The sequence below is a fragment of the Nonomuraea sp. CA-143628 genome, from assembly GCF_050942315.1.
Taxonomy (GTDB): Bacteria; Actinomycetota; Actinomycetes; order Streptosporangiales; family Streptosporangiaceae; genus Nonomuraea.
Genome location: NZ_CP192072.1, coordinates 11,638,782 through 11,659,930, shown reverse-complemented (window position 1 = coordinate 11,659,930; position 21,149 = coordinate 11,638,782). Strand labels below are relative to the sequence as shown.

Genomic DNA, 21,149 nt, shown 5'->3' with positions numbered 1-21,149 from the left:
TGGTTTTGGGCATGAGCTTCGTCGGTACGCCCCGGCCGCGTCCGCGTTGGTTCCACGCGCGGACGGAGCTGGAGGATTTCGCGATCGTCAGCTACCGGGTGGACGCCGACGCGCTCGCCCGGCACCTGCCCGAGGGGTTCGTCCCGATGAAGATGGACGACGGTCCCGGAGCGCTGGTCTCCGCTGTCGCCTTCCGGGACCGGGACTTCCACTTCCGGTTCCTCCCATCAGTGGGGATCGACTGCGGGCAGATCAACTACCGTGCCTACGTCACCGCGTACGGCAGGGCGGGCGTCTGGTTCTTCGGCACCAGCCTGGATCACCCGGTCGTCGCGATCCCGCAGCATCTGTGGGGCATGCCGTGGCGCCGCGATCGCATCCACATCGAGGCGGACTGGGACGCCGACCCGGCCCGGTGGCGGCTGGCGGCCGGGGACGCCCACTGCGAGGCGGTCGAGCTGGCCGAGCCGCTCACTCAGCTGGCCGGGTTCACGGACGAACCGGACTGGCTGGAACGGCTCACCCATCCGACCCAGGGCTGGTACCGGCGGCGAGACGGGCGGGTGGGTGTCTACAGCATCTGGCATCCGCCGATGCGTCCCCGGTATCTCGTCGCCGGCTCCGCTCGCTTTCCGGTCTTCGAACGGCTCGGACTGATCACGCCGGACGCCGTGCCGCACTCGATCCTGGCTCAGGCGCGGCTGAGCTTCGACATCCACACCCCGCCGCGCCGTTTCCGCCCGGGAACGTAGGTACGGATGGCCCCTTCGAGGCCATCCGTCTAAAGGGATGGCCTCGAAGTCACCAGCGGCCGTCATTTACCGGGACGGCCTCGGGGCCGGGGCGTAACCGGCGGCCCGGGTGGTGAAGGTGCCCCGGCCCTGGGTCCGGCTGCGCAGCCGGGTCGCGTACCCGAACACCTCGGCCAGCGGCACGGTCGCGGTGATCACCACGGTGCCCGCCCGCGCGGTCGAGCCCGAGATCCGGCCGCGCCGGGCCGCCAGGTCGCCGAGCACCCCGCCGGCCGCGTCGTCCGGCACCGTGGCCGTGACCTCGACCACCGGCTCCAGCAGCACCAGGAGGCTGGCGCGCAGTGCCTCGCGCAGCCCGAGCTGGCCGGCCGTACGGAACGCCATCTCCGAGGAGTCCTTGGGATGGGTGGCTCCGTCGGCCAGGGTGATCCGCAGGCCGGTCACCGGGTGGCCGCCGAGGGGCCCGTCGGCCAGGGCGTCCCGGCAGCCGGCCTCCACCGCCCGGACGTACTCGCGCGGCACCCGTCCGCCGACGACGGTCGAGTGGAACACCACGCCGTCGGCGACGTCCAGCGGATCCACATCGAGGACGACGTGCGCGAACTGCCCCGCCCCGCCGTCCTGCTTGACGTGCCGGTACAGGAATCCGGAGACCCCGCGCTCGACCGTCTCCCGGTGGGCCACCTGAGGCCGGCCGATGGCGACCTCCAGCCCGTGGGCGCGCCGGATCTTCTCCGCCGCGACCTCCAGATGCAGCTCGCCCAGCCCCGACAGCACCGTCTGACCGGTCTCGGCGTCGGTGCGTACCACCAGCGAAGGATCCTCCTCCACCAGCCGGGCCAGCGCCGACGTCAACCGGTCGGTCTCGGTGCTCCTGCGGGCCTCGACCGCCACGGAGACCACCGGATCGGCCATGGTCGGCGGTTCGAGGAGCAGCGGAGCCTCGGGCGCGCACAGTGTGGCGCCGGTGCGGGCCGTCTTCAGCCCGACCACCGCGACGATGTCCCCGGCCGCCGCCCGGTCCACCTCGGTGTGCCGGTCGGCCTGCACCCGCAGGATCCGGCCGATCCGCTCGGTGCGCCGCGCGCCGGTGTCCAGCACCGCGTCTCCTCTCCGCATCGTTCCCGAATACACCCGCAGGTACGTCAGCCGCCCGGTGGCGGTCGACTGCACCTTGAACACCAGCGCGGCGAACGGCGCCGCCGGGTCGGCGGCACGCTCCTGCTCCGCGCCGTCATGCGTGCCGCGTACCGGCGGCACGTCCAGCGGTGAGGGCAGGTAGGCCACGGCGGCGTCCAGGAGCGGTTCGATGCCGCGGTTGCGGTACGCCGATCCGCACAACACCACCACGCCCTCACCGGTACGGGTCAGGTCGCGCAGCGCGGCGGCGAGAGTCCGTTCGGAGATCGCCGACTCCGCGCAGAACTCCTCCAACGCGAACGGGTGCAGCTCGGCCACCGCCTCCTCAAGCAGCCGGCGGCGCCGTCGCGCCTCTTCCCGCAGGCCGTCCGGAATCGGGCCCTCCTCGACCGGGTCGCCACTGTCAGGCCAGGCCAGCATCCGCATGCGCGGCAGATCGACCACCCCGGTGAAGCCGTCCTCCCGCCCGATCGGCAGGTGGACCACCAGCGGGACCACGCGCAATCGCTCGCGGATCGACTCGACCGCCGTGTCGAGATCGGCACCGGCGCGGTCCAGCTTGTTGACGAAGGCGATGCGCGGCACCCCGTACCGGTCGGCCTGCCGCCATACGGACTCGCTCTGCGGTTCGACGCCCGCGACGCCGTCGAACACCGCGATCGCGCCGTCGAGCACCCGCAGCGAGCGTTCCACCTCGTCGGAGAAGTCGACGTGTCCCGGGGTGTCGATCAGATTGATCCGATGGCCGTCCCAGGAGCAGCTCACGGCCGCGGCGAAGATGGTGATGCCACGGTCGCGCTCCTGGGAGTCGAAGTCGGTGATGGTCGTGCCGTCGTGTACCTCGCCGCGCTTGTAGGTGGCGCCGGTGAGGTACAGGATCCGCTCGGTGATGGTGGTCTTGCCGGCGTCGACGTGGGCGAGGATGCCCAGGTTGCGGACGGCTTTCAGCGAGTCGGCTTTCAGTGAGTCGGTGTGATGACGGTGCAGTTCGGTACGCACGGCCTCATGGCCCTTCGGGACGCTTCTGATTGGACAGCGCGATTCCCGGACGAACACCGCCCGACGTTTGTTCGATTCCGAAAGGAAAGGGCTGATCAGGTGTTCGTCAGAGACGTCCAGTGCCGGCCGCGCAGCCGACGCCGGGCGGACGAAGACACCAGGATCACCTCGTAGCGAGACGAGGGGATGACCGAAGTGGTGCGGTTGCTGGTGCTGTGCACGGTCGGCTCCCTTCACTCGTCAATGCGCGCCACGTTTCCGGGCGAGTGTACTGAAACGGCCATAAGCGGAAAACCGATTTTAAGCGGGAAAAGTCGGTGTTCTCCGGCGCTGGTGTGAGGGCGGACGTTACCCTGGGCGCGGTTTTGGGGGATCATCCGATCTTAGCGGGGTGGACGGTGACGGTTCCTCGTGCGCTGGGTTTCAGGGGGCCGGAACGCATCGGTGACCATCGGATCTCGGCGGTGCTGGGTGAGGGTGGCCAGGGCACGGTCTATCTCGGGCAGTCACCGGGGCAGGCGCCGGTGGCCATCAAGGTGCTGCACTCCCGGCTGGCGGCCGATCCCGAGATCCGGCGCCGGTTCCTGCGCGAGGCGGAGGTGGCGGCGAGCGTCGCCGCCTTCTGTACGGCCCGGGTCATCGGCACGGGGATGGTGGACGAACGGCCGTACATCATCAGCGAGTACGTACCGGGGCCCTCGCTCGACGCGCTGGTCAAGAACGACGGGCCGCGCACCGGCAGTGGGCTGGAGCGGCTGGCGGTCAGTACGCTGACCGCGCTGGCCTCGATCCACCGGGCCGGGATCGTGCACCGTGACTTCAAACCGGGCAACGTGATCCTCGGGCCGGAAGGGCCGGTGGTGATCGACTTCGGCATCGCCCGCGCCCTCGACCACATGACGAGCAACACGCAGCTGACCGGCACTCCCGCCTACATGTCGCCGGAGCAGCTGGGCGACCAGCCGCTCACTCCGGCCTCCGACATGTTCTCCTGGGCCGGCACGATGGTCTTCGCCGCGACCGGGCGGCTGGCCTTTCCCGGGCAGGCCGTCCCGGCGGTCCTGCACGGCATCATGTCCGGCCGGCCCGACGTGACGGGCGTACCCGCTCCGCTCCGGCCGCTGGTGATCGCGTGCCTGGCCAAGGATCCGTCGGCCCGCCCGGCCGCCGCCCGGCTGCTGAGCGACCTCACCGGCGAGAACGCAGGCTCACCGGCTCGCGGGCGACATTCGGCGGCGCCGGCGAACGGGCACACGCTCGTCGAACCGGCGGCTTTCGAACCGCCCGCTGTCGAACCGCCAGCTGTCGGACCGGCGGCTGTCGGACCGGCGGCTGTCGGACCGGCGGCTGTCGGACCGGCCGCGCAGGCGGGTCCTTTGATGTTTCCTGGGGACCCGGATCACGGGCCGACCTCGCCGTCGGGCAGGGCCGTACATCCCGGATCATCCCGGAAACGTCCGCGAGGGGCGGTGATCGCGGTGGCCGCCGTGCTCACGGCGTCGGCCGTGACGGCCGCGGTGCTGCTCGTGCCGCACTGGCTCAGCGGCTCGGCCGGCGGACAGCCCAACAACGGGCCGTTCGACCTCGCGACGTTCTCGCACCTCGATGTCGCCGACCAGTTCGGCAAGGACACCTCCCAGCAGTACGCCACCTTCCAGCCGAACAACAACGAGGCCATGCCCGCGATCAGGGCCGGGGGCGGCCGGTTCACCGGGACCGGATCGGCGCCGTTCTTCGGCCTGGTCGCCGGGGAGAGCGGCCTGCCACCCGCCGGTGCCGCCGTCAGCGTGCTGACGGCGGGCACGTTCGCGAACACCGGGCAGCCGGAGGACAGCGTCTTCGGTTCCCTGTGTTTACCTGAGTAAAGCGGACATCGGCGTAGTCTCGTCGCACCCGGCCGAGGCCGGGCAGTGATCTGGTGGAAGCCGAAGCCGCGTTCGTCCGGCAAGCCGGGCGGACCGTGGGTTGAGAACCGCGTTGTCAGGGCCTGACTGCGCACTCCTGGAGGAAGTGCACCTCTTGGGCCACCGCCCCGCCGGACGCTATCCCGTTGATGCGGACACCAACGGGGACGGGGACCGAGCGCCAGTCAGGCACCCGGCTGTGACAGTAAATTACCGCACGATTACCAACCGTCGCAACCGATAGCAGTATCGGTACGGCTTCGGCCTGCGCGGCTCGACCGGCTCGATCGCCATCGCCCGCACGGAAGGTCGCAGCGCCCAGGACTAGGTCGGCTGTCATTCCGAATTACTCATTCTTTTGGGCTGGGTGCTTTAAAGAAAGCTGAGTGCTGTAAAGAAACTCGCCGTTCTTGGTTTGGCCGCCCGAGCCGCCTGACATTGTTTGTCACCTTCGCTGTCAGGTGTTAGTTTGTCGGCCGTGGAATGGGATTCGGAACGTTCGGGGGAACGGCCTGACCCGCCGAAACGGCTGCTGGCCGTCGGCGTGGTGCTGGTCGGCGTGGTGTTCCTCATACTCACCGCGTTGACGACGTTCCTCATGGTCGCGGGCCCGGACTGAGCCGGCCCTGGAGGTGGGCGACCTCGGGAACGCGTGCTGACCCTGGCTAGTGTGTCTGCGATGAGTGGCGAGCGGGTCATAGGCGGGTACACGCTGCGGCGGGTGCTCGGCCGGGGTGGCATGGGTGAGGTACATCTCGCCAGCACGCCCGCCGGTGGCCTGGCCGCGATCAAGGTGATCCATCCCGAGCTGGCCCGCGATCCCGCGTTCCGGCGGCGGTTCGAACGCGAGGTGGCCGCGGCTCGCCGAGTGGCCAGATTCTGTACGGCTCCGGTGCTTGATGCCGGGATGGATGGGGATGTCGCCTATCTCGTCACCGAATACGTAAAAGGGCCGGATCTGGCGAAGGCCGTACGGGAACAGGGGCCCTTGTCCGGGTCTGACCTGGAAGCGCTGGCGGTGGGCATCGCGACCGCACTCGGCGCGATTCATGGGGCCGGGGTCGTCCACCGGGACCTCAAGCCGTCGAACGTGCTGCTCTCGCCGCTCGGGCCGCGCGTGATCGACTTCGGCATCGCACAGCTCGCCGAGGCCGACAGCCAGACCAGCCAGACCAGCCAGGCGATCCTGGGGACGCCCGCGTTCATGGCACCCGAGCAGGTGCGCGGGGAACCGCTCGGGCCGGCGGCCGATGTGTACGCGTGGGGCGGGGTGATCGCCTTCGCGGGGACCGGGCGGCTGCCGTTCGGTGGCGGGTCGCCGGCGGAGGTGCTGTACCGGATCGTCAACGAGGGGCCGCGGCTGGACGGGCTCGACGCGGGCATGCGGGACGTGGTGGAGCGGGCGATGGCCAGGGATCCACGCCTTCGCCCCACGGCCCGGCATCTGCTGGAGTCGCTGACGGGTGGCCGGCAACTGAGCCCGGCCACGGCCACTCAGGTCGTCGAACGTACCTGGACCGGCCCTCGCGGCTTGGCCGCGGAGCAGCCGGCGGCGTTCGGCGCCCGCGGCGGGGAGCGCGGCGGAGCGGTCGAAGGTCGCGCCTGGGAGCGTGCCGGGGCGGTCGAAGATCGCGGCTTGAGCGCAGCAGTTGAGGGTCGCGGCTTCGCCGCAGCGGTCGAAGAGGCATCCGTTGAGGCTGCTTCCGGTGTGAGCCTCGCCCGTGGTGGACGTGGGGGAGTGGCGGGGCGTCGGTGGCCCTGGGTGGCGGGGGCGCTCGCCGTTGTGGCCGCCGTGGTGGCGGGGGTCGTGGTGGCGCCTCGGGTGTGGTCGCCGTCGTGGCCGTACACGGCGGGGTTCGGTGACTCCTGGGCCACCGGGGCGTCCGATGGCGGGGACGCGCGGGTCGCCGGGAGCGACTACGTGCTGACCGCCAAGCCGGGCTGGCGGCTGTGGAAGTCCGCGCCCGTGCCAGAGCCGTCCGGTGGGGTGGTGGTGAGCGCGAAGGCGCGGCTTGAGCAGGGGTCCGGTGAGTACGGCGTGTGGTGCCACGGGTCGGCGAACTCGGGGGATCGCTACGAGTTCGGGGTGAGCGACTCAGGGCGGGTCACGATCGTCAAGCGCCGTAGCGGGCAGAAGGGCACGACTCTGTACGGTCCGGCGGCCCTGGGCGGTGCGGCGGCGGCCGGGGGCGGCCGGATCGTCGCCGAGTGTGCCGGTCCCAGCGGCACCGACCCTGGTGGCGACGGGGTGAGGCTGCGGATGTGGGTGAACGAGAAACTCGTCGCCGAGGCGTCCGATGCGAGCGATCCGCTCGGCCCTGGGGAGGCCGGGGTCCAGGTGGCTCCGGACGCCGGGGAGGCGCTGCGCGTACGCTTCGAGTCGTTCGCCATCGACCGCACGAAGGACTAAGCCCCACAAATGCCGAAATTCCCGGCGCTGCCCGGCGAGGAGGGGCGCGGTCCCCTCCGGTTCCGGCTGCTGGGACCACTGCGCCTCGAAAGCGACCCGGACCTGGACCCGGAGTCAGGGCCACAGCCGGGACCACTGTCTGTACCGGGCGCTGAGCCGCAGCCGCAGCCGGGCTCTGGGCCGGAGCCGGAGTCACTGTCCGGGGCGAGCGCAGGGCCGCAGTCGGGGTCGCTGCCTGGGTGGGGCTCTGGGCAGCCGCCAGGGCCACTGTCTACTCCGGGTTTTGGGCCGCAGTCGGGCCCGGGCTCTGCGGTGGGGCCGGGCTCTGCGGTGGGGCCGGGCTCTGCGGTGGGGCCGGGCTCTGCGGTGGGGCCGGGCTCGGGCCTGGGCTCTGTGGTGGGCCCGGGTTCGGGCCCGGGCTCTGTGGCAGGGCCGGGGCCGGCGAAGCATCGGGCGGTGTTGGCCGCGCTGCTGGTCTCCGCCGGGCGGGTGGTGCCGATCGAGCGGCTGATGGTCGTGGTCTGGGACGATCGGCCGCCGGCCTCGGCGGAGTCGGTGCTCAGGGTGTACATCAGCGCGCTGCGCAAGCTCGTCGACGGCATCAGGACCGTGCCCGGTGGCTACCTGATCGAGGTGGAACCGGATGCGGTCGACTGTCACCGGTTCGAGCGGCTGGTCGGCGAGGCCAGGCGGGCGAGGGGGGCGGGCAGGGTCGAAGCGGCGGCCGAGGGGTTCCGGGCGGCGCTGGCGCTGTGGCGAGGGGACGCCATGGCCGATATCGAGTCCTCGTACCTGCGCAGAACGCACGCCGTACCCCTGGAAGAGCTCCGCCTGACCGCGCTCGAAGAGCGTGTGGAGCTGGACCTGCGGCTGGGCAGGGGCGGTGAGGTGGTCGGCGAGCTGCGGGCGCTCGTCGGCGCGTACCCGCTGCGCGAGCGGGCCTGGGCGCGCCTGCTCGACGCGCTGCGCCAGGCCGGACGGCGGGCGGAGGCGCTGGCGGCTTACCAGGAGGCGCGCCGGGTGCTGGTGGACGAGCTCGGCTTGGAACCGGGCACCGAGCTGGTCGAGGCGCACCGACGCGCGCTGTCGAGCGAGGGACCGCAGCAGCGTGTGCCGGTGAAGAGCGAAGCACCGCCGGATATTTCGGACTTCACAGGGCGCCAGGCGGTCCTCGACTGGATCGTCGCCCGGGTGCCTGCGCCGGGAGGCAGTGCGCCTGCGCCAGGTGGTGGGGTGCTTGCGGGCGGTGCGCCCGTGCACCTCGTCCTACATGGGCCGCCGGGGTGCGGTAAGTCCGCCGTGGCTGTGCGCGCCGCGACCATGATCGACCTCCCGGACGGTCGTCTCTACGCGTCACTCCGCGATCGGCCGCCCGGCGCCGTGCTGGAGGACCTGCTGCGGTCCCTGGGGTGTCCAGACGGGGCCGTGCCTGCCGCGTTCGAGGAGCGTGTGCGGCTATATCGCGGCATGACGGCGACCCGCAGCCTGCTCGTGGTGCTCGACGACGCCACGGACGAGGCCCAGGTACGCCCGCTGCTCCCCACCGGTCCGGGCAGCCTGACGCTGGTGACCAGCCGTTCGCCGTTGGCGGGGCTGGAGGCGGCCAGGGCGTACGAGCTGGGGGTGTTCGAACCCGACGAGGCCGTGGCCATGCTCGCCGAGGTGGTGGGGCGCGAACGGGTCGGCGCCGAGCCTGAGGCAGCAGACCGGATTGTGCGGCTCTGTGGTGGTCTGCCGCTGGCCCTGCGCATCGCCGGATCCCGCCTGGCCAGGAAGCCGGGCTGGACCCTCGACCACCTGGCCGGACGGCTGGGCGACGAACGGCGCCGACTGGACGAGCTGAGCGCGGGCGACCTGGCCGTACGTGGCAGCCTGGCGCTCGGCTACCACGGGCTTGCCGACTCCGAACGGCGGCTGCTGCGCAGGCTGGGCGCGCTGTCCGCGCCCGACTTCGCGTCCTGGGCGCTCGGTGCCGACCTGGAGCCGCTGGCCGAGGCCGGGCTGCTCCAGTCGCTCGGCTTGGACGAGTCCGGCGGTGAGCGGTACGGCTGGCACGACCTGACCCGGCTGTACGCCGCCGAACGCCTGACCGCCGAAGACGGAGGCCCCGCAGCGGTCCTCGCCGGGATCGCGGGCGAGGTCCTCGACCGGACCCGCCACGCGAGGACAGCCCTCCTCCCCGCCGAACCCGGCTCGGGCCGCACCTTGGCCCACACCGACCACCAAGCGCAGACGGCCGGTCCAGGCTGGCCGGGAGAGCAGGTGCCTGGGCCCGGTTTGGGCTGGGCGGGGGAGAAGGAGCTTGACGTCGGTCCGGGCTGGGCGGGGGAGCCGGGTCCTGGGGTGACTGGTGGGTGGGCGCTGGAGACTGGGCGGTTGCGGGCCGATGCTCGGTGGCTGAGTGCCGAACGTCGGTTCCTTGTGGCGACCGTGGGCGACTTCTTCCGGGCCGGTCTGTACGAGGCGGCCTGGCGGCTGGCCTTCTATCTGACTCCGCTGTTCGAGTTGGGCGCGCATCACGACGACTGGCACGTCACCACTGCCACCGGCCTCGACGCGGCGCGGGCGGCCGGGCATCGGGAGGGTGAGGCGCTGCTGCTGCGTGCTCTGGCCGATCTGCATCGGGTGGAAGGTCGCCCCGAGTCGGCCGCCGCCGCGCTGAGGGCCGCTCAGCCGCTGGTCGAGGGCCTGGAGCTGGCTCGGATCATGCTGCGGCTCGGCTTGGTGGAGCGGCGGCCGGCCGAGGCGGAACGCGCGCTGGCCAGGTGCCTGCACGTGTTCGAGGAGGCCGGTGACCGGCGCGGCACGGCCGACGCGCTCCGGGCGTTGGGCGTCGTACGCGGAGACCTTGGGTTGGTGGATCGCAGCCTGGAGGCGTACGAGGAATTGGGCGACCCGCGCGGCGCCGCCGAAGCCCTGCTCGACCTGGCCCGGCTGCACCTCGGCGCCCATCGCTACGCGCGGGCCCGCGACTGCGCCGAGCGGCGGATAAGGATCAACCGGCGCCTGGGTGACCGGCTGCCGGAGGCGGCCGGGCTGCTCGTGCTGGCCGACATCGCCAGTGCCGAGGGAGACCCGGAGGTGGCGGCCGGGCTGGCGAGCCAGGCCGAGGTGATGTTCACGGCTCACGGTGACCGGAGAAACGCATCAAGAGCCCTGATTGTCCTTATAAAAGCGCACCTGGACCTTGATGAGGTCGATGCTGCGGTTGATGGGCTTGCGCGTGTTATGGGAGAGTCTGACAGCTTCGGTGAGCCACCGAGTACCGAGGTCGAGCTTCTGGCGCAAGAGCTGGACAGGCGTCGTGGCCTGGGGATTTAGCCCACTATGCGGATCCTGAAGGTCGCCCGGCTACCTTCGGGGCCACGAGTTCCACCCCTACCGGCGAAGGTGATCAGAACATGCGGAAGACGATCGCGCTGGCTGTCGCGGCCGTCGCGTTGACCGGCTGCGGGATGCTCCCTGGCCAGCAGGGCGGCGGCGGCGAGGAGCAGACGGGGCAGACCGCGCAGGCCGCGCAGCCCGAGCGGGCCGCCACCACGGGGAGCGCACCGGCCGAAGCCCAGCCGACCGCGCCCGCGCAGGAGACCAAGGTGATCGCGAGCCGGGAGGTCAAGGTCGGGGCGGGCGGTCAGTACGGCAAGGCTCGCGTCGACATCACCGCGCTCAAGCGGCAGGGCAGGACGATCAGCCTCAACTGGACCGTCACCGCCACCGAAGGCAAGGTCAACCTGCACAACGGCATGGGCGGCGGCACGCTCGACTTCACGGTGTCGGCCGTCTCCCTGATCGATCCGGTCAACGCCAAGCGCTACCGCGTCGCCCGCAACGGCACGGGCGAAGACGCGAAGTGCGTCTGCTCGGGCACTCAGGGGCAGTTCCTGGACAGTGGCGACGCCTCCACGCTCTACGCGGTGTTCGCCGCCCCGCCTCCGGACGTCACGAAGATCAATGTCGAGATGCCGATGATGGGCGTGTTCACCGATGTTCCGATCTCTTAGCCTCGCACTGGCCCTGTTCCTGTCCCCAGCGGTCCTGTCCCCAGCATTCTTGTCACCGACCCCCGCTCCGCCCGCCGACGCCACCGGCCCGGTCGAGGATCTGGTGCTTCCCGTCGAGGACATCATCGGCGAGGTCGAGTCGCTCGACGGCACCGAGAGCGAGACCAAGCAGGGTGAGCAGGTCACGGTCGCGCTCACCAGCGACGTGCTGTTCGCGGTGGACAAGTGGGTGCTGACCGCCAAGGCGAAACAGCGGCTCAGGGAAGTGGCGCGCAAGATCGACGCGGAGGGCGCCGGGGGCGTCGTGAAGGTCGAGGGGCACACCGACGACCAGGGATCCGACGCCTACAACGTCACGCTGTCGCAGCGCCGGGCGCGGGCCGTACAGCAGGCCATGCGCGCCATGCTGACCGGCCGAAACGCCGACCTCCAGGCGAAGGGGTACGGCGAGAGCCGCCCGAAGGTGCCGAACATCGTCGACGGCAAGCCCGTCGCCCAGAACCGGGCGAAGAACCGCCGCGTGGAGCTCATCTTCAACGCCAAGCAATCAACTACCACCGGTTGAAGCTGGTGGTTTGCTCTCGCGGTCCCGTCTGGCTGAGAGGAGGCCGGTAGCGTGTGGCTAGTTGATGGCAGCCCAGCCCGCTACGCCGCGTACGGCGATGTTGCGGGCCGCGATGTGGTCGGCGTGCCCAGCGAGGCCGCACCCTTTGCAGACGAACCGGTCCCGCGCCGGCCGATTCGCCCTGGACACACACCCGCACTCCGGACACGCCTGCGAGGTATACGCGGGGTCGACCAGTACGAAGGCAACCCCGGCCCGCGCGGCCTTGTAGCGGGTGAACGCGATCTGCTGGGCGAACGCCCAGCTGTGCAGGGTACGCCGCTGGAACCGATGAGCCCTTACCCGCCCGCGGATACCCTGCAGATCCTCCAGGGCGACACCACGACCGGTGCGTTCGGCTTCACGCACCACAAACTTCGACATTTGATGGTTGAGGTCGGTCATCTGAACCCGGCTGAGCTCAGGTGGTGAGCTGGGCCAGACCGTCGCCCATCGGGGTGCGGCTGTAGAGGACCGACCGGCCGCTGCGCGTACGCGAGACCAGTCCAGCCCGGCGCAACACGGCCAGATGCCCGCCTACCCCGCCAAGCGTCATCGACAGCTGGGCGACCAACTGGCTGGTGCTGGCCGGGCTGTCGAGCGCCGTCAGCACCGCCGCCCGCCCCCGCCCGAGCAGCGCGACCAGGCCGTCGGCGGCGGGTGAGCCCCGTTCCCAGAGCGCGGCGACGCCGTGCGCGGGGTAGGTCAGGCCGTACGCGCGCGGTGGATCGAGGTAGACGTACCTGGCGCCGAACGCGTTCGGCATCAGCACCACGCCCACCCCGCCGAGCCGGTGGGAGGCGCCGCGGACCTTGCCGAGCAGGATGCGCTCCTCCTTCAGCTCCATGTCGATGCCGAGGCGGCCGAACACCTCCATCCAGCCGTACACCGCGAGCCGCCCGGCCCGCTGCACGATGTCGCGCTCCAGCAGGGCGCGCAGCCGGGGCCAGTCGGGGGCGAGCAGCTCGGTCCAGAGCGCTTCGAGGGCGTCGGCGACCCGCTCGCCGGCGTCGGGAACGTCGAGCGCCGGATCGACCGGCCGCTCCCGATGGCTGAGCCGGAAGTCGGCGGCGACCCGGTCGGCGGGCATGCCCCGGACGGCGGCCACCTCCCGCTCGAACGTGGTGTCCACGCCGTCGGGCGGCACGCAGTAGAAGTCGGGGGCGTAGTCGGTCACCCGGTGCAGCCGGATCAGCGCGCGCAGCACCGGGCTGCCCGCCAGCAGCCGCTGGTAGCGCTCGCGTACGCGGGTCGTCCAGATGGGCAGGCCGGGCGGCACGTTCTGGCCGCTCAGCACGTTGAGCGCGCCGACGACCTGGCTCATGGGCGACAGACCGAACCTGACCTTCGCCAGATCCTCGGGCGTGCACTCCAGATGAGCCATCCGTCCCACCTCCGGACGCAAAGACTAGCGTTGGCGAAAAGAGCGAAAAGGGCGAGGAGAGGTCAGTCGCCCGGCAGGACGCCCAAGGTCACGGTGATCGTCGTGGTCGAGCCATTGAGCCTGACGACCCCCACCTTGGCCTGCTGCCCCGGCCGGAACGTGGTCAGCGCCTCGGCCAGCGCGGCCATCGTCAGCGTCTCCCGGCCGTTGATGGAGGTGATCACGTCCCCCGGCTTGATGCCCGCGTTGGCGGCCGCGCTGCCCTTGTCGACCTTGGCCACGGCGACCCCGGCGGCCTGGCCGTCGTCGCCGATGACCGTACTGCCCCTGACGCCGAGCGCCGCCCGGTGGCTGTTGGTGACCTTGCCGCTGCGGATGATCTGAGCGGCTATGTCCGTGGCGGTGTTGCTCGGGATCGCGAACCCGATGCCCGGCGCGGCCCCGCCGCCGAGGTCCTGGTCGATCGCGGCGAGCGTCGGGATGCCGATGACCTGCCCGGACAGGTCGACGAGGCCGCCGCCGCTGTTGCCGGGGTTGATCGCGGCCGACGTCTGGATGGCGCCGGTGATCGTCGCGCCGGGCGATTCGGGATCCTGCGGCTCGGTCACGGTACGCCCCAGCGCCGAGATGATCCCCTGAGTGACGCTGCCCGACAGCCCCAGCGGGTTGCCCATGGCGAGCACCATCTGGCCGACCCGGAGCTTCGACGAGTCGCCGAACCTGGCCGGCTTCAGCCCTTTCGGGTCGTCCACCTTGATGACCGCCAGGTCGCCGCCGCCGAAGCTCTTGACGAGCCTGGCGTTGTGCGGCTTGCTGCCCGTGGCCAGCCTCACGTCCATCTGCTTCGCCTTACCCACGACGTGCGCGTTGGTCAGGATGTGTCCCGCCGAGTCGTACACGATGCCCGAGCCGAGCCCGTCCTCGGTGGTGATCTGCACGATCGACGGGAGCACCTGCTTGATGGTGCGTTCGAAGGACACTTCCAACGGCACCATGGACTCCTGGGCGGCGGGCGTCTGGGACGGTGGCCAAGTGGGGGGCGTCGTCGAGCGGGCCGCGGTGGTGTTCGGCGGTCCTGAGCAGGCGACCAGCAGCATGGCGGCGGCGATCGCGGCAACGACCTTGCCCATGCAGAGCTACTGCCCCCGTCAACTGGAAAGATACGCCTCGCGGACGTTTCGTCTGCTCAACTTGCCGGTTGGCGTACGCGGCAGCGCGTCGCGGAACTCGATGACGCGTGGATGCTTGAGTTTGGCCAGCCGCGGCGCGCAGTGCCGCATCAGCTCGGCGGTGAGATCGCCGGTGTCGGCTCCCTCGGCGGGCTGGACGAGCGCGACGACCCGCTGACCCCACTCGGGGTCGGGCACGCCGATCACCGCGACATCGGTCACGGAGGGATGTTCGAGCAGCACCGCCTCGATCTCGGCGGGATAGATGTTGACGCCGCCAGAGATGATCAGGTCAGTCCTGCGGTCGAGCAGGAACAGGTAGCCCTCCTCGTCCAGGTAACCGATGTCGCCGGGGGTGTAGGCGGGCCCGCGCATGGCGGCGGCCGTCTTGCCGGGGTCGCCGTGGTACTCGAAGCGGTTCACGCCGCCGATGTAGACCAGGCCCGGCTCTCCGGGTGCCACCTCCTCGCCGCCGTCGCCGACGATCGTGAACGTCATGCCGTCGAGCGCCCTGCCGACCGTGCCCGGCCTGGCCAGCCACTCCCGCGACGACACCATGGTGGCCACGGCCGCCTCCGTGGAGCCGTAGTACTCCCACAGCACCGGCCCGAGCCAGTCGATCATGGCCTGCTTGGTCGCGGGCGGGCACGGCGCCGCACCGTGGTAGAGGTGCGTCAGCGATGAGAGGTCGTACTCCTCCCGATCCGGTACGGCCAGCAGCCGATGGAACATCGTGGGCACCATGAACGCGTTCGTCACCCGATGCCGCTCCACCAGCCGCAGGGTCTCGGCGGCGTCGAACCGCTCCGGAGCCACGATCGAGTGCCCGAGCTGCAGCGCCATCATCGCCTGGCCGTACGGCGCCGAGTGGTACAGCTGCGAGCACACCAGATGCACCCCGCCGACCGGCAGCCCGAAATGCCGCCAGCTCTTACGCATGAGGATCGGGTACAGCTCCTCCGGCGTCAGGGGCAGCAGCCGCCGGCGCACGCCCTTGGGCCGCCCAGTCGTGCCGGAGGTGTAGAGCATCATCGACCCGGCCCGCCGATGCTCCGGCGCGGTGTCCGGCTGACCGGCCACCAGCTCGCCGACGCTGAGCGCGGCGGGGGAGACCACGACCTTCGCGCCGCAGTCGGCCACGATGTAGGCGATCTCCTCGTCGGTGAAATGCCAGTTGACCGGTACGAGGTAGGCGCCGATCTGGTAGGTCGCGAGCATCATGGTCAGGGCGTCCAGCCCGTTCCTGAGCACGGTCACCACCGAGTCGCCCGGCGCCACTCCGCGCGCGGTCAGGCCGTGGGAGACCTGGTTGGCGCGGGCGAGCAACTCCCCGTACGTCGCGCCGTCCGAGCCCAGCAGGGCGGGACGCTCGGCGTCGGCGGCGGCTATCTCGTAGAAACCCCTCATGCTCGCGACCATACAGAACTAGATTCTGGCGGGCGAATAGCAGAATTATCCCGCTCATTCGTAACGTAACCTGAAAGCCATGGCGGACGTCGGCGACCAGATCCCCACCTCGGACTCTCCCACCACCCCGTTCAGGAAGATCGTCCTGCCCGCCGACGAGACGGTCGTGGTCCCCCGGCCGTTAGATCGGCCACAGCCGCCCGACCATTCACCGATCCAGCCGGCTCAGCCCGGCCAGTCGGGCCAGCCGGTCCAGCACGGCCAGGTCCAGCACGGCCAGGTCCAGCACGGCCAGGTCCAGCACGGCCAGGGCCCGTCGGTCCATCCGGGCCTAGGTCAGCCGGGCCAAGGTCAGCCGATCCAGCCGTTGCCGCCGATCCCACCGCCACCAGCACCTCTCAAGGGTGGGCTGCTCGCCCGGGTCGGCGACATCCCGATCAAGGTCATCTACCTGTTCGGCGCCATCATCGCGACCGTGCTGGCCGTGCTGCTGGTGTTCGTGATCTTCTCCGGTGACGTGCCGAAGGACACGCAGCAGCCCCCGCGGCAGGTGGTCCCGGTCTCTCCGGTGCCGGGTGGCTCCGCCTCGCCCAAGCCGTCGGCGGCCGGGATCCTGCTTCCCGAGGTGCCGAAGAGCCTCGCGTACCCCGACCAGGCCGGTACGGCGACCGTCACCATCGGCACCATCTCCGACCTGGCCACCGGGATCAGCTACCCGCGCCTGGGCCTGCCGTGGACGGCCAAGTCGTTCGCGCCGTTCGCCATCGCCCAGCGCGTCGGCAAGGTCGCCATCCCGCACACGGTGATCGGCTCGGCGATGCTCCCCGGCGCCACCCCCAAGCCCAAGCCGGCCAAGAACGCCGACTACCGCGACCTCGCCGTCAGGGCCGTCAACTGGACGCTGCGCACGCAGTATCCGGCGGGCGCCACGATCGCCTGGACCGGATCGCAGAAGGTGCCGGTGGGCAAGGGCTGGATGGTCGGCTACAAGGTGACCTACACGGTCTCGGGCAAGCAGAAGACCTCGCAGGCCATCATCTCGATCCACGACGTGGGGAAGACCAAGCCGGCGATGCTGTTCGCCTCGATCCCCCAGAGCGGCAAGTCGCACTACCGTGACCTGAACACGATCGCGCAGAACATACGGACCCTATAGGCCAGAAGCATGCTCTAGAATATGGTTCTGGCATATAACGGGGCCTGGCTGGAGGATGTGCGATGGCGATCGGGTTGAGCGAGGAACACGAGGCGCTCCGCGAGTCGGTGAGCGGCTGGGCGGCGCGGAACATCCCCGCCGAGCTGCTGCGCTCCGGGACCGACGGGCGTCCCGCGTTCTGGTCGGGGCTCGCCGAGCAGGGCCTGCTCGGCCTGCACCTGCCCGAGGAGTTCGGCGGCTCCGGCTACGGGCTGCTGGAGGCCGCGGTCGCCGTCGAGGCGCTGGCCGAGCGGATGGCGCCGGGGTCGTACGTGCCGACGGTGCTGGCCAGCGCGGTGATCAACGCCTCCAAGCGGCCCGAGCACCTGGAGTCGTTCGCCGACGGCTCACTCACCGCCGCGGTCGCGCTGACCGGCACGCTGACCGGAACCCTCACCGAGGACGGTGGCCTGATCGTCTCCGGCACGGCCGAGGCCGTGCTCGGCGCCTCGTTGGCCGACGCGCTGGTGCTGCCGGTCGCCGCGGACGAGGGCGAGGAATGGGTCATCATCGACGCCTCGTCCGCCACCGTCACGGAGATCAAGTCCCTCGACCTGACCAGGCCGGTGGCCAAGGTGGAGCTGTCGGAGGTGCTGGTGCCCGACCTGGGCATCCTGGGCGGCGTCCAGAGCTCCGACGTACGCAATCTCGCCGCGATCCTGCTCGGCGCCGAGGCCGCGGGCCTGGCCTCCTGGTGCGTGACGGCCGCCGCCGACTACGCGAAGGTCCGCGTCCAGTTCGGCCGCCCGATCGGCCAGTTCCAGGGCATCAAGCACAAGCTGTCCCGCATGCTCGTGGCGCTGGAGCAGGCGCGCGCCACCGTCTGGGACGCCACCCGCGCCGACGGCAAGGAGCTGGACTACGCCGCCGCCATCGCCGCCGTGATGGCGCCCGACGCGGCCGTGCAGTGCGCCAAGGACGCCATCCAGACCTTCGGCGGCATCGGCTACACCTACGAGCACGACGTCCACCTCTACTACCGCCGCGCCCTCACGATCCGCGCGCTGCTCGGCTCGTCGGCCGAGTGGGCGGCCACCGTCACCGCGCTCGCGCTGCAGGGCGTGACGCGCGAGATGGAGCTCGACCTGCCCGAGGACGCCGAAGAGCTGCGCGAGTCGATCCGCGCGGAGATCGCGTCGCTGAAGGAGCTGGAGGGCACGGAGCAGAAGCGGGCGCTGGCCGCGCGCGGCCTGGTCATGCCGCACCTGCCCAAGCCGTGGGGCCGCGGCGCCAAGCCGCTGGAGCAGGTGCTGATCGCCCAGGAGCTCAAGGCCGCGCGGGTGAAGCTGCCCGCGATGATCATCGGTGCGTGGGTGGTGCCGTCGATCGTCTCGTACGGCACCCCCGAGCAGCAGGAACGCTTCCTGCTCAAGACGCTCGGCGGCGAGATGATCTGGTGCCAGCTCTTCTCCGAGCCCGGCGCCGGATCCGACCTGGCCTCGCTGCAGATGAAGGCGGACAAGGTCGAGGGCGGCTGGAAGCTCAACGGGCAGAAGGTCTGGACCTCGGTCGCGCACGTCGCCGAGTGGGGCATCTGCATCGCCCGCAACTCCTCTGAGGGCTCCAAGCACGAGGGCATCACCTACTTCCTGGTCGACATGAAGGCGCCGGGGGTCACGGTCCGGCCGCTGACCGAGATGACCGGCGAGAACCTGTTCAACGAGGTCTTCCTGGACGACGTGTTCGTGCCGGACGAGCTGGTCGTGGGCGAGGTCGGGCAGGGCTGGAAGGTCGCCCGCAACACGCTGTCGAACGAGCGGGTCTCGCTCTCGTCCGGGTCGGGCGGCACCGGCGCGTCCGTGCCGGACCTGCTCGGGCTGGCGGGCCGGCTCGGGCGGGAGCTGTCGCCGGTCGAGGCGTACCAGGTCGCGCAGGTGATCTGCGAGGGGCACTCGATCAACGCGCTGTCGCTGCGGGTGACGCTCAAGCAGCTGGCGGGGGCCGAGCCCGGAGCGGACGCCTCCGTACGCAAGCTGCTGTCCACCGCGCACGCCCAGCACGTCTCGGAGTCGGCGGTGGAGCTGCTTGGGTCCGCGGCCGTGGTGGCCGCCGACATGAAGCTCGGCGACGCCGGCTACTGGAACCGGGCGGTGCTCGCCACCCGGGCGATGACCATCTACGGCGGCACCACCGAGGTGCAGCTGAACATCATCGGGGAGCGCATGCTCGGCCTGCCGAGGGACCCTGAGCCGGGTAAATGACGGCGGGGGCCGGGCTCGGGGGCCCGGCCCTCCACGGGCACCGAACCCTTGAGGGAGCTCAGGGGGTGACCGGCTGGAGCGGGCTCGGCGTCCCGTCGGCCCACGGTCTCGGGATGCCGATCTTGATCTCGCCGAGGCAGGCGTCCGGGCCGTTCGCCGTACGGATGACGAGCTCGCTCCCGCCGCCCTTGACCGCGGCGAACGTCCACCCGAACCCCTTCTCCGCGACCACCTCGTCCCGCCCGGTGCCGAGCCGTACCGACAACCGGGTGGCGGCCGGGTTGAGGTAGCCGACCTGGACCGTCCACTCGCCCTCGGGCAGCCGCGCCGGCAGCCGGAAGCGGACCTCGCGCGCGCCGACCGGCTTGCAGCCGGCGGGCTGGGGGATCGTCAGCCCGTCGATGCTCACTGGGCGCAGGCGGCCCTGCGGGTCGAAGGTCAGCGGGTTGCGTACCGGGCCGCTGAGGCGTCTGGTCCAGGTCACCGGGTGCGGCGCGATCGGGCCGAGCACCTTGGAGGCCAGTGCGTAGTCGTAGAAGAAGATCGGATAGACGACCTTGGCGGGCACATGCGTGTCGAGTACGACCGCGTGCTCCGGGGCGCGCTTGAGCGCCAGCCTGCCGGTCTCGACGTAGCTCTTGACGTCCGCGCCGAGCGGCAGCCGGGCGTAGGCCGCGACCGACCAGACCGAGCCGATCGCGACCGCGGCGGCCAGCGGCAGCCAGGCGAACCTGAGGCGCGGCCAGGCCCGCAGCCAGGGGCGTTCCTCACCGCCGAGCGGGATGAACGCCAGGCCGATGGCGATCGCCACGACCGTGGCCGTGGACGACACGTAGCGCAGCTCGGCCCCGCTCAGGTCCGGTCCGAGCTGCTGGATCCGGCCGATCATGACAGGCACCACGTCGGCCAGCGCGAAGTAGGCGAGCAGCATCAGCCACGCCAGCCAGGCCCGCCGCCGGAAGAACACCGAAACCGCCAGTACGACCGCCGCGACGCCGAGCCCTGCCCATACCAGCTCGGGCGGCGTCCCCGCGGTCGCGTAGTCCTCGCCGATCGGGCGCCACTGCCAGGGCCCGCCCAGCGACGTCGGCACCAGTGAGCTGGACAGCAGCGTCCAGGCGAACTTCGCGGCGAGGCCCGCGTCGGGCAGGCTGGGCTGGATCGTGTCGTTGGTGAGCTGCACGGAGGTGAGCAGCTGGCGGAAGAAGACGGCCGCGTAGCCGGCGAGCAGGCCCGCGTACAGCAGCAGGGCCGGCCACTGCCTCCGCCAGCTCCAGCCGAGCCAGCCCACGCTCAGCGCGACGGCCAGCAGCAGGATGAACGGCGCCTTGACGAAGAACGCCATCGCGAACAGCGTCCAGCCCGCCGCGGCCAGCGCGTGCCTGAAGCGGCCCGTCCTGGTGTAGAGGACGTGCGAGCACAGCGCCATCGGCAGCGCGATCTGGAACGGCAGCGTCTCGATCACCACCGCCCACCACGACAGCGAGGAGATCGTCATCGGCGTCAGCAGGTAGAACCCCAGCGGTACCAGGATGGCCGGCCGCGCCCCGAACAGCAGGCGCAGCAGCCGCAGCAGGGCCAGGCCCGCCGCGCCTAACAGGGTGACCGTCACGACGTGCGCGAGGACGTCGTTGTAGACGCCCAGGCGGCCCATCGCCCACTGGATCGCGAACGGGCCGGGGACCAGGTGGCCGTAGTCGACCCGCATGAGGTAGTCCCACGTCAGGTCGTGCTCCAGGCCGCGGGCGATGAAGGTGAAGTCGTCCTGGCGGAAGTACGTACGCCGGACGAGGCCGGACTTCCAGACGAGCTGGACGGCGATCATCGCCAGGGCGGTGGCCATCACGGCGTCCCCGCCGCGCAGCCAGTGACGGGCCCCCACCGTCGTCTCGCTCGTCGCCACCCCGCCCCCTCCAGGCCCCCTCAAGCCTCCAGCGGGAAGCGTAGTCATTGGGTGATTTGCGGGGAATGGCCGTTGTTCGG

Annotated in this window: 16 protein-coding genes; 9 read left to right on the top strand and 7 right to left on the bottom strand. The window is 71.0% G+C overall.

Annotated elements, in window-relative coordinates; translation table 11 throughout:
- Window positions 1-11: 11 nt before the first annotated feature.
- The gene (locus tag ACQP2T_RS52665) at window positions 12-752 is read left to right on the top strand and encodes a DUF2071 domain-containing protein (RefSeq protein WP_433512323.1); all 741 of its coding nucleotides are present in this window, start codon (window positions 12-14) and stop codon (window positions 750-752) included.
- A gap of 66 nt (window positions 753-818) precedes the next feature.
- On the opposite strand, the gene fusA is transcribed toward ACQP2T_RS52665, so the two are convergent.
- Both fusA and ACQP2T_RS52655 read right to left on the bottom strand, forming a co-directional pair.
- Entirely contained in the window at window positions 819-2,891 is a 2,073-nt protein-coding gene (gene fusA, locus ACQP2T_RS52660; RefSeq protein ID WP_433512322.1) for an elongation factor G, read from the bottom strand.
- A 95-nt stretch (window positions 2,892-2,986) separates the two neighbouring features.
- Window positions 2,987-3,112, bottom strand: a complete 126-nt coding sequence (locus tag ACQP2T_RS52655; RefSeq protein WP_433512321.1) for a hypothetical protein — start codon at window positions 3,110-3,112, stop codon at window positions 2,987-2,989.
- Between the two features lie 177 nt (window positions 3,113-3,289).
- On the opposite strand from ACQP2T_RS52655, the gene ACQP2T_RS52650 reads away from it, so the two are divergent.
- The 6 genes from ACQP2T_RS52650 (at window position 3,290) to ACQP2T_RS52625 (ending at window position 11,771) form a co-directional block, all read left to right on the top strand.
- Complete coding sequence (locus ACQP2T_RS52650; protein ID WP_433512320.1) at window positions 3,290-4,756, top strand: serine/threonine protein kinase; 1,467 nt, start codon at window positions 3,290-3,292, stop codon at window positions 4,754-4,756.
- 517 nt (window positions 4,757-5,273) lie between these two features.
- Entirely contained in the window at window positions 5,274-5,414 is a 141-nt protein-coding gene (locus tag ACQP2T_RS52645) for a hypothetical protein (protein ID WP_433512319.1), read from the top strand.
- 60 nt (window positions 5,415-5,474) lie between these two features.
- Entirely contained in the window at window positions 5,475-7,205 is a 1,731-nt protein-coding gene (locus ACQP2T_RS52640; RefSeq protein ID WP_433512318.1) for a protein kinase domain-containing protein, read from the top strand.
- Window positions 7,206-7,661: 456 nt separating this feature from the next.
- Window positions 7,662-10,526, top strand: coding sequence for a BTAD domain-containing putative transcriptional regulator (locus ACQP2T_RS52635; protein ID WP_433512317.1), 2,865 nt, complete (start codon window positions 7,662-7,664; stop codon window positions 10,524-10,526).
- 80 nt (window positions 10,527-10,606) lie between these two features.
- The gene (locus ACQP2T_RS52630) at window positions 10,607-11,206 is read left to right on the top strand and encodes a hypothetical protein (protein ID WP_433512316.1); all 600 of its coding nucleotides are present in this window, start codon (window positions 10,607-10,609) and stop codon (window positions 11,204-11,206) included.
- 49 nt (window positions 11,207-11,255) lie between these two features.
- Window positions 11,256-11,771, top strand: coding sequence for an OmpA family protein (locus ACQP2T_RS52625; RefSeq protein ID WP_433512315.1), 516 nt, complete (start codon window positions 11,256-11,258; stop codon window positions 11,769-11,771).
- A 57-nt stretch (window positions 11,772-11,828) separates the two neighbouring features.
- Here ACQP2T_RS52625 and ACQP2T_RS52620 read toward each other — a convergent pair whose 3' ends face one another.
- The 4 genes from ACQP2T_RS52620 to ACQP2T_RS52605 form a co-directional block, all read right to left on the bottom strand.
- Window positions 11,829-12,194, bottom strand: coding sequence for a zinc ribbon domain-containing protein (locus ACQP2T_RS52620; protein ID WP_433512314.1), 366 nt, complete (start codon window positions 12,192-12,194; stop codon window positions 11,829-11,831).
- 37 nt (window positions 12,195-12,231) lie between these two features.
- The gene (locus ACQP2T_RS52615; protein WP_433512313.1) at window positions 12,232-13,194 is read right to left on the bottom strand and encodes an ArsR/SmtB family transcription factor; all 963 of its coding nucleotides are present in this window, start codon (window positions 13,192-13,194) and stop codon (window positions 12,232-12,234) included.
- A 62-nt stretch (window positions 13,195-13,256) separates the two neighbouring features.
- On the bottom strand, window positions 13,257-14,324 hold the full coding sequence (locus ACQP2T_RS52610; protein ID WP_433512312.1) for a S1C family serine protease: 1,068 nt from the start codon (window positions 14,322-14,324) through the stop codon (window positions 13,257-13,259).
- A gap of 18 nt (window positions 14,325-14,342) precedes the next feature.
- Window positions 14,343-15,770, bottom strand: coding sequence for an AMP-binding protein (locus ACQP2T_RS52605; protein WP_433512311.1), 1,428 nt, complete (start codon window positions 15,768-15,770; stop codon window positions 14,343-14,345).
- Window positions 15,771-16,137: 367 nt separating this feature from the next.
- Here ACQP2T_RS52605 and ACQP2T_RS52600 point away from each other — a divergent pair, with 367 nt between their 5' ends.
- Window positions 16,138-16,926, top strand: coding sequence for a hypothetical protein (locus ACQP2T_RS52600; RefSeq protein ID WP_433512310.1), 789 nt, complete (start codon window positions 16,138-16,140; stop codon window positions 16,924-16,926).
- A 62-nt stretch (window positions 16,927-16,988) separates the two neighbouring features.
- The gene (locus tag ACQP2T_RS52595; protein ID WP_433512309.1) at window positions 16,989-19,166 is read left to right on the top strand and encodes an acyl-CoA dehydrogenase; all 2,178 of its coding nucleotides are present in this window, start codon (window positions 16,989-16,991) and stop codon (window positions 19,164-19,166) included.
- Window positions 19,167-19,224: 58 nt separating this feature from the next.
- Here the strand turns inward: ACQP2T_RS52595 and ACQP2T_RS52590 are convergent, their stop codons facing one another.
- The gene (locus ACQP2T_RS52590; protein ID WP_433512308.1) at window positions 19,225-21,069 is read right to left on the bottom strand and encodes a hypothetical protein; all 1,845 of its coding nucleotides are present in this window, start codon (window positions 21,067-21,069) and stop codon (window positions 19,225-19,227) included.
- Between the last annotated feature and the right edge of the window lie 80 nt (window positions 21,070-21,149).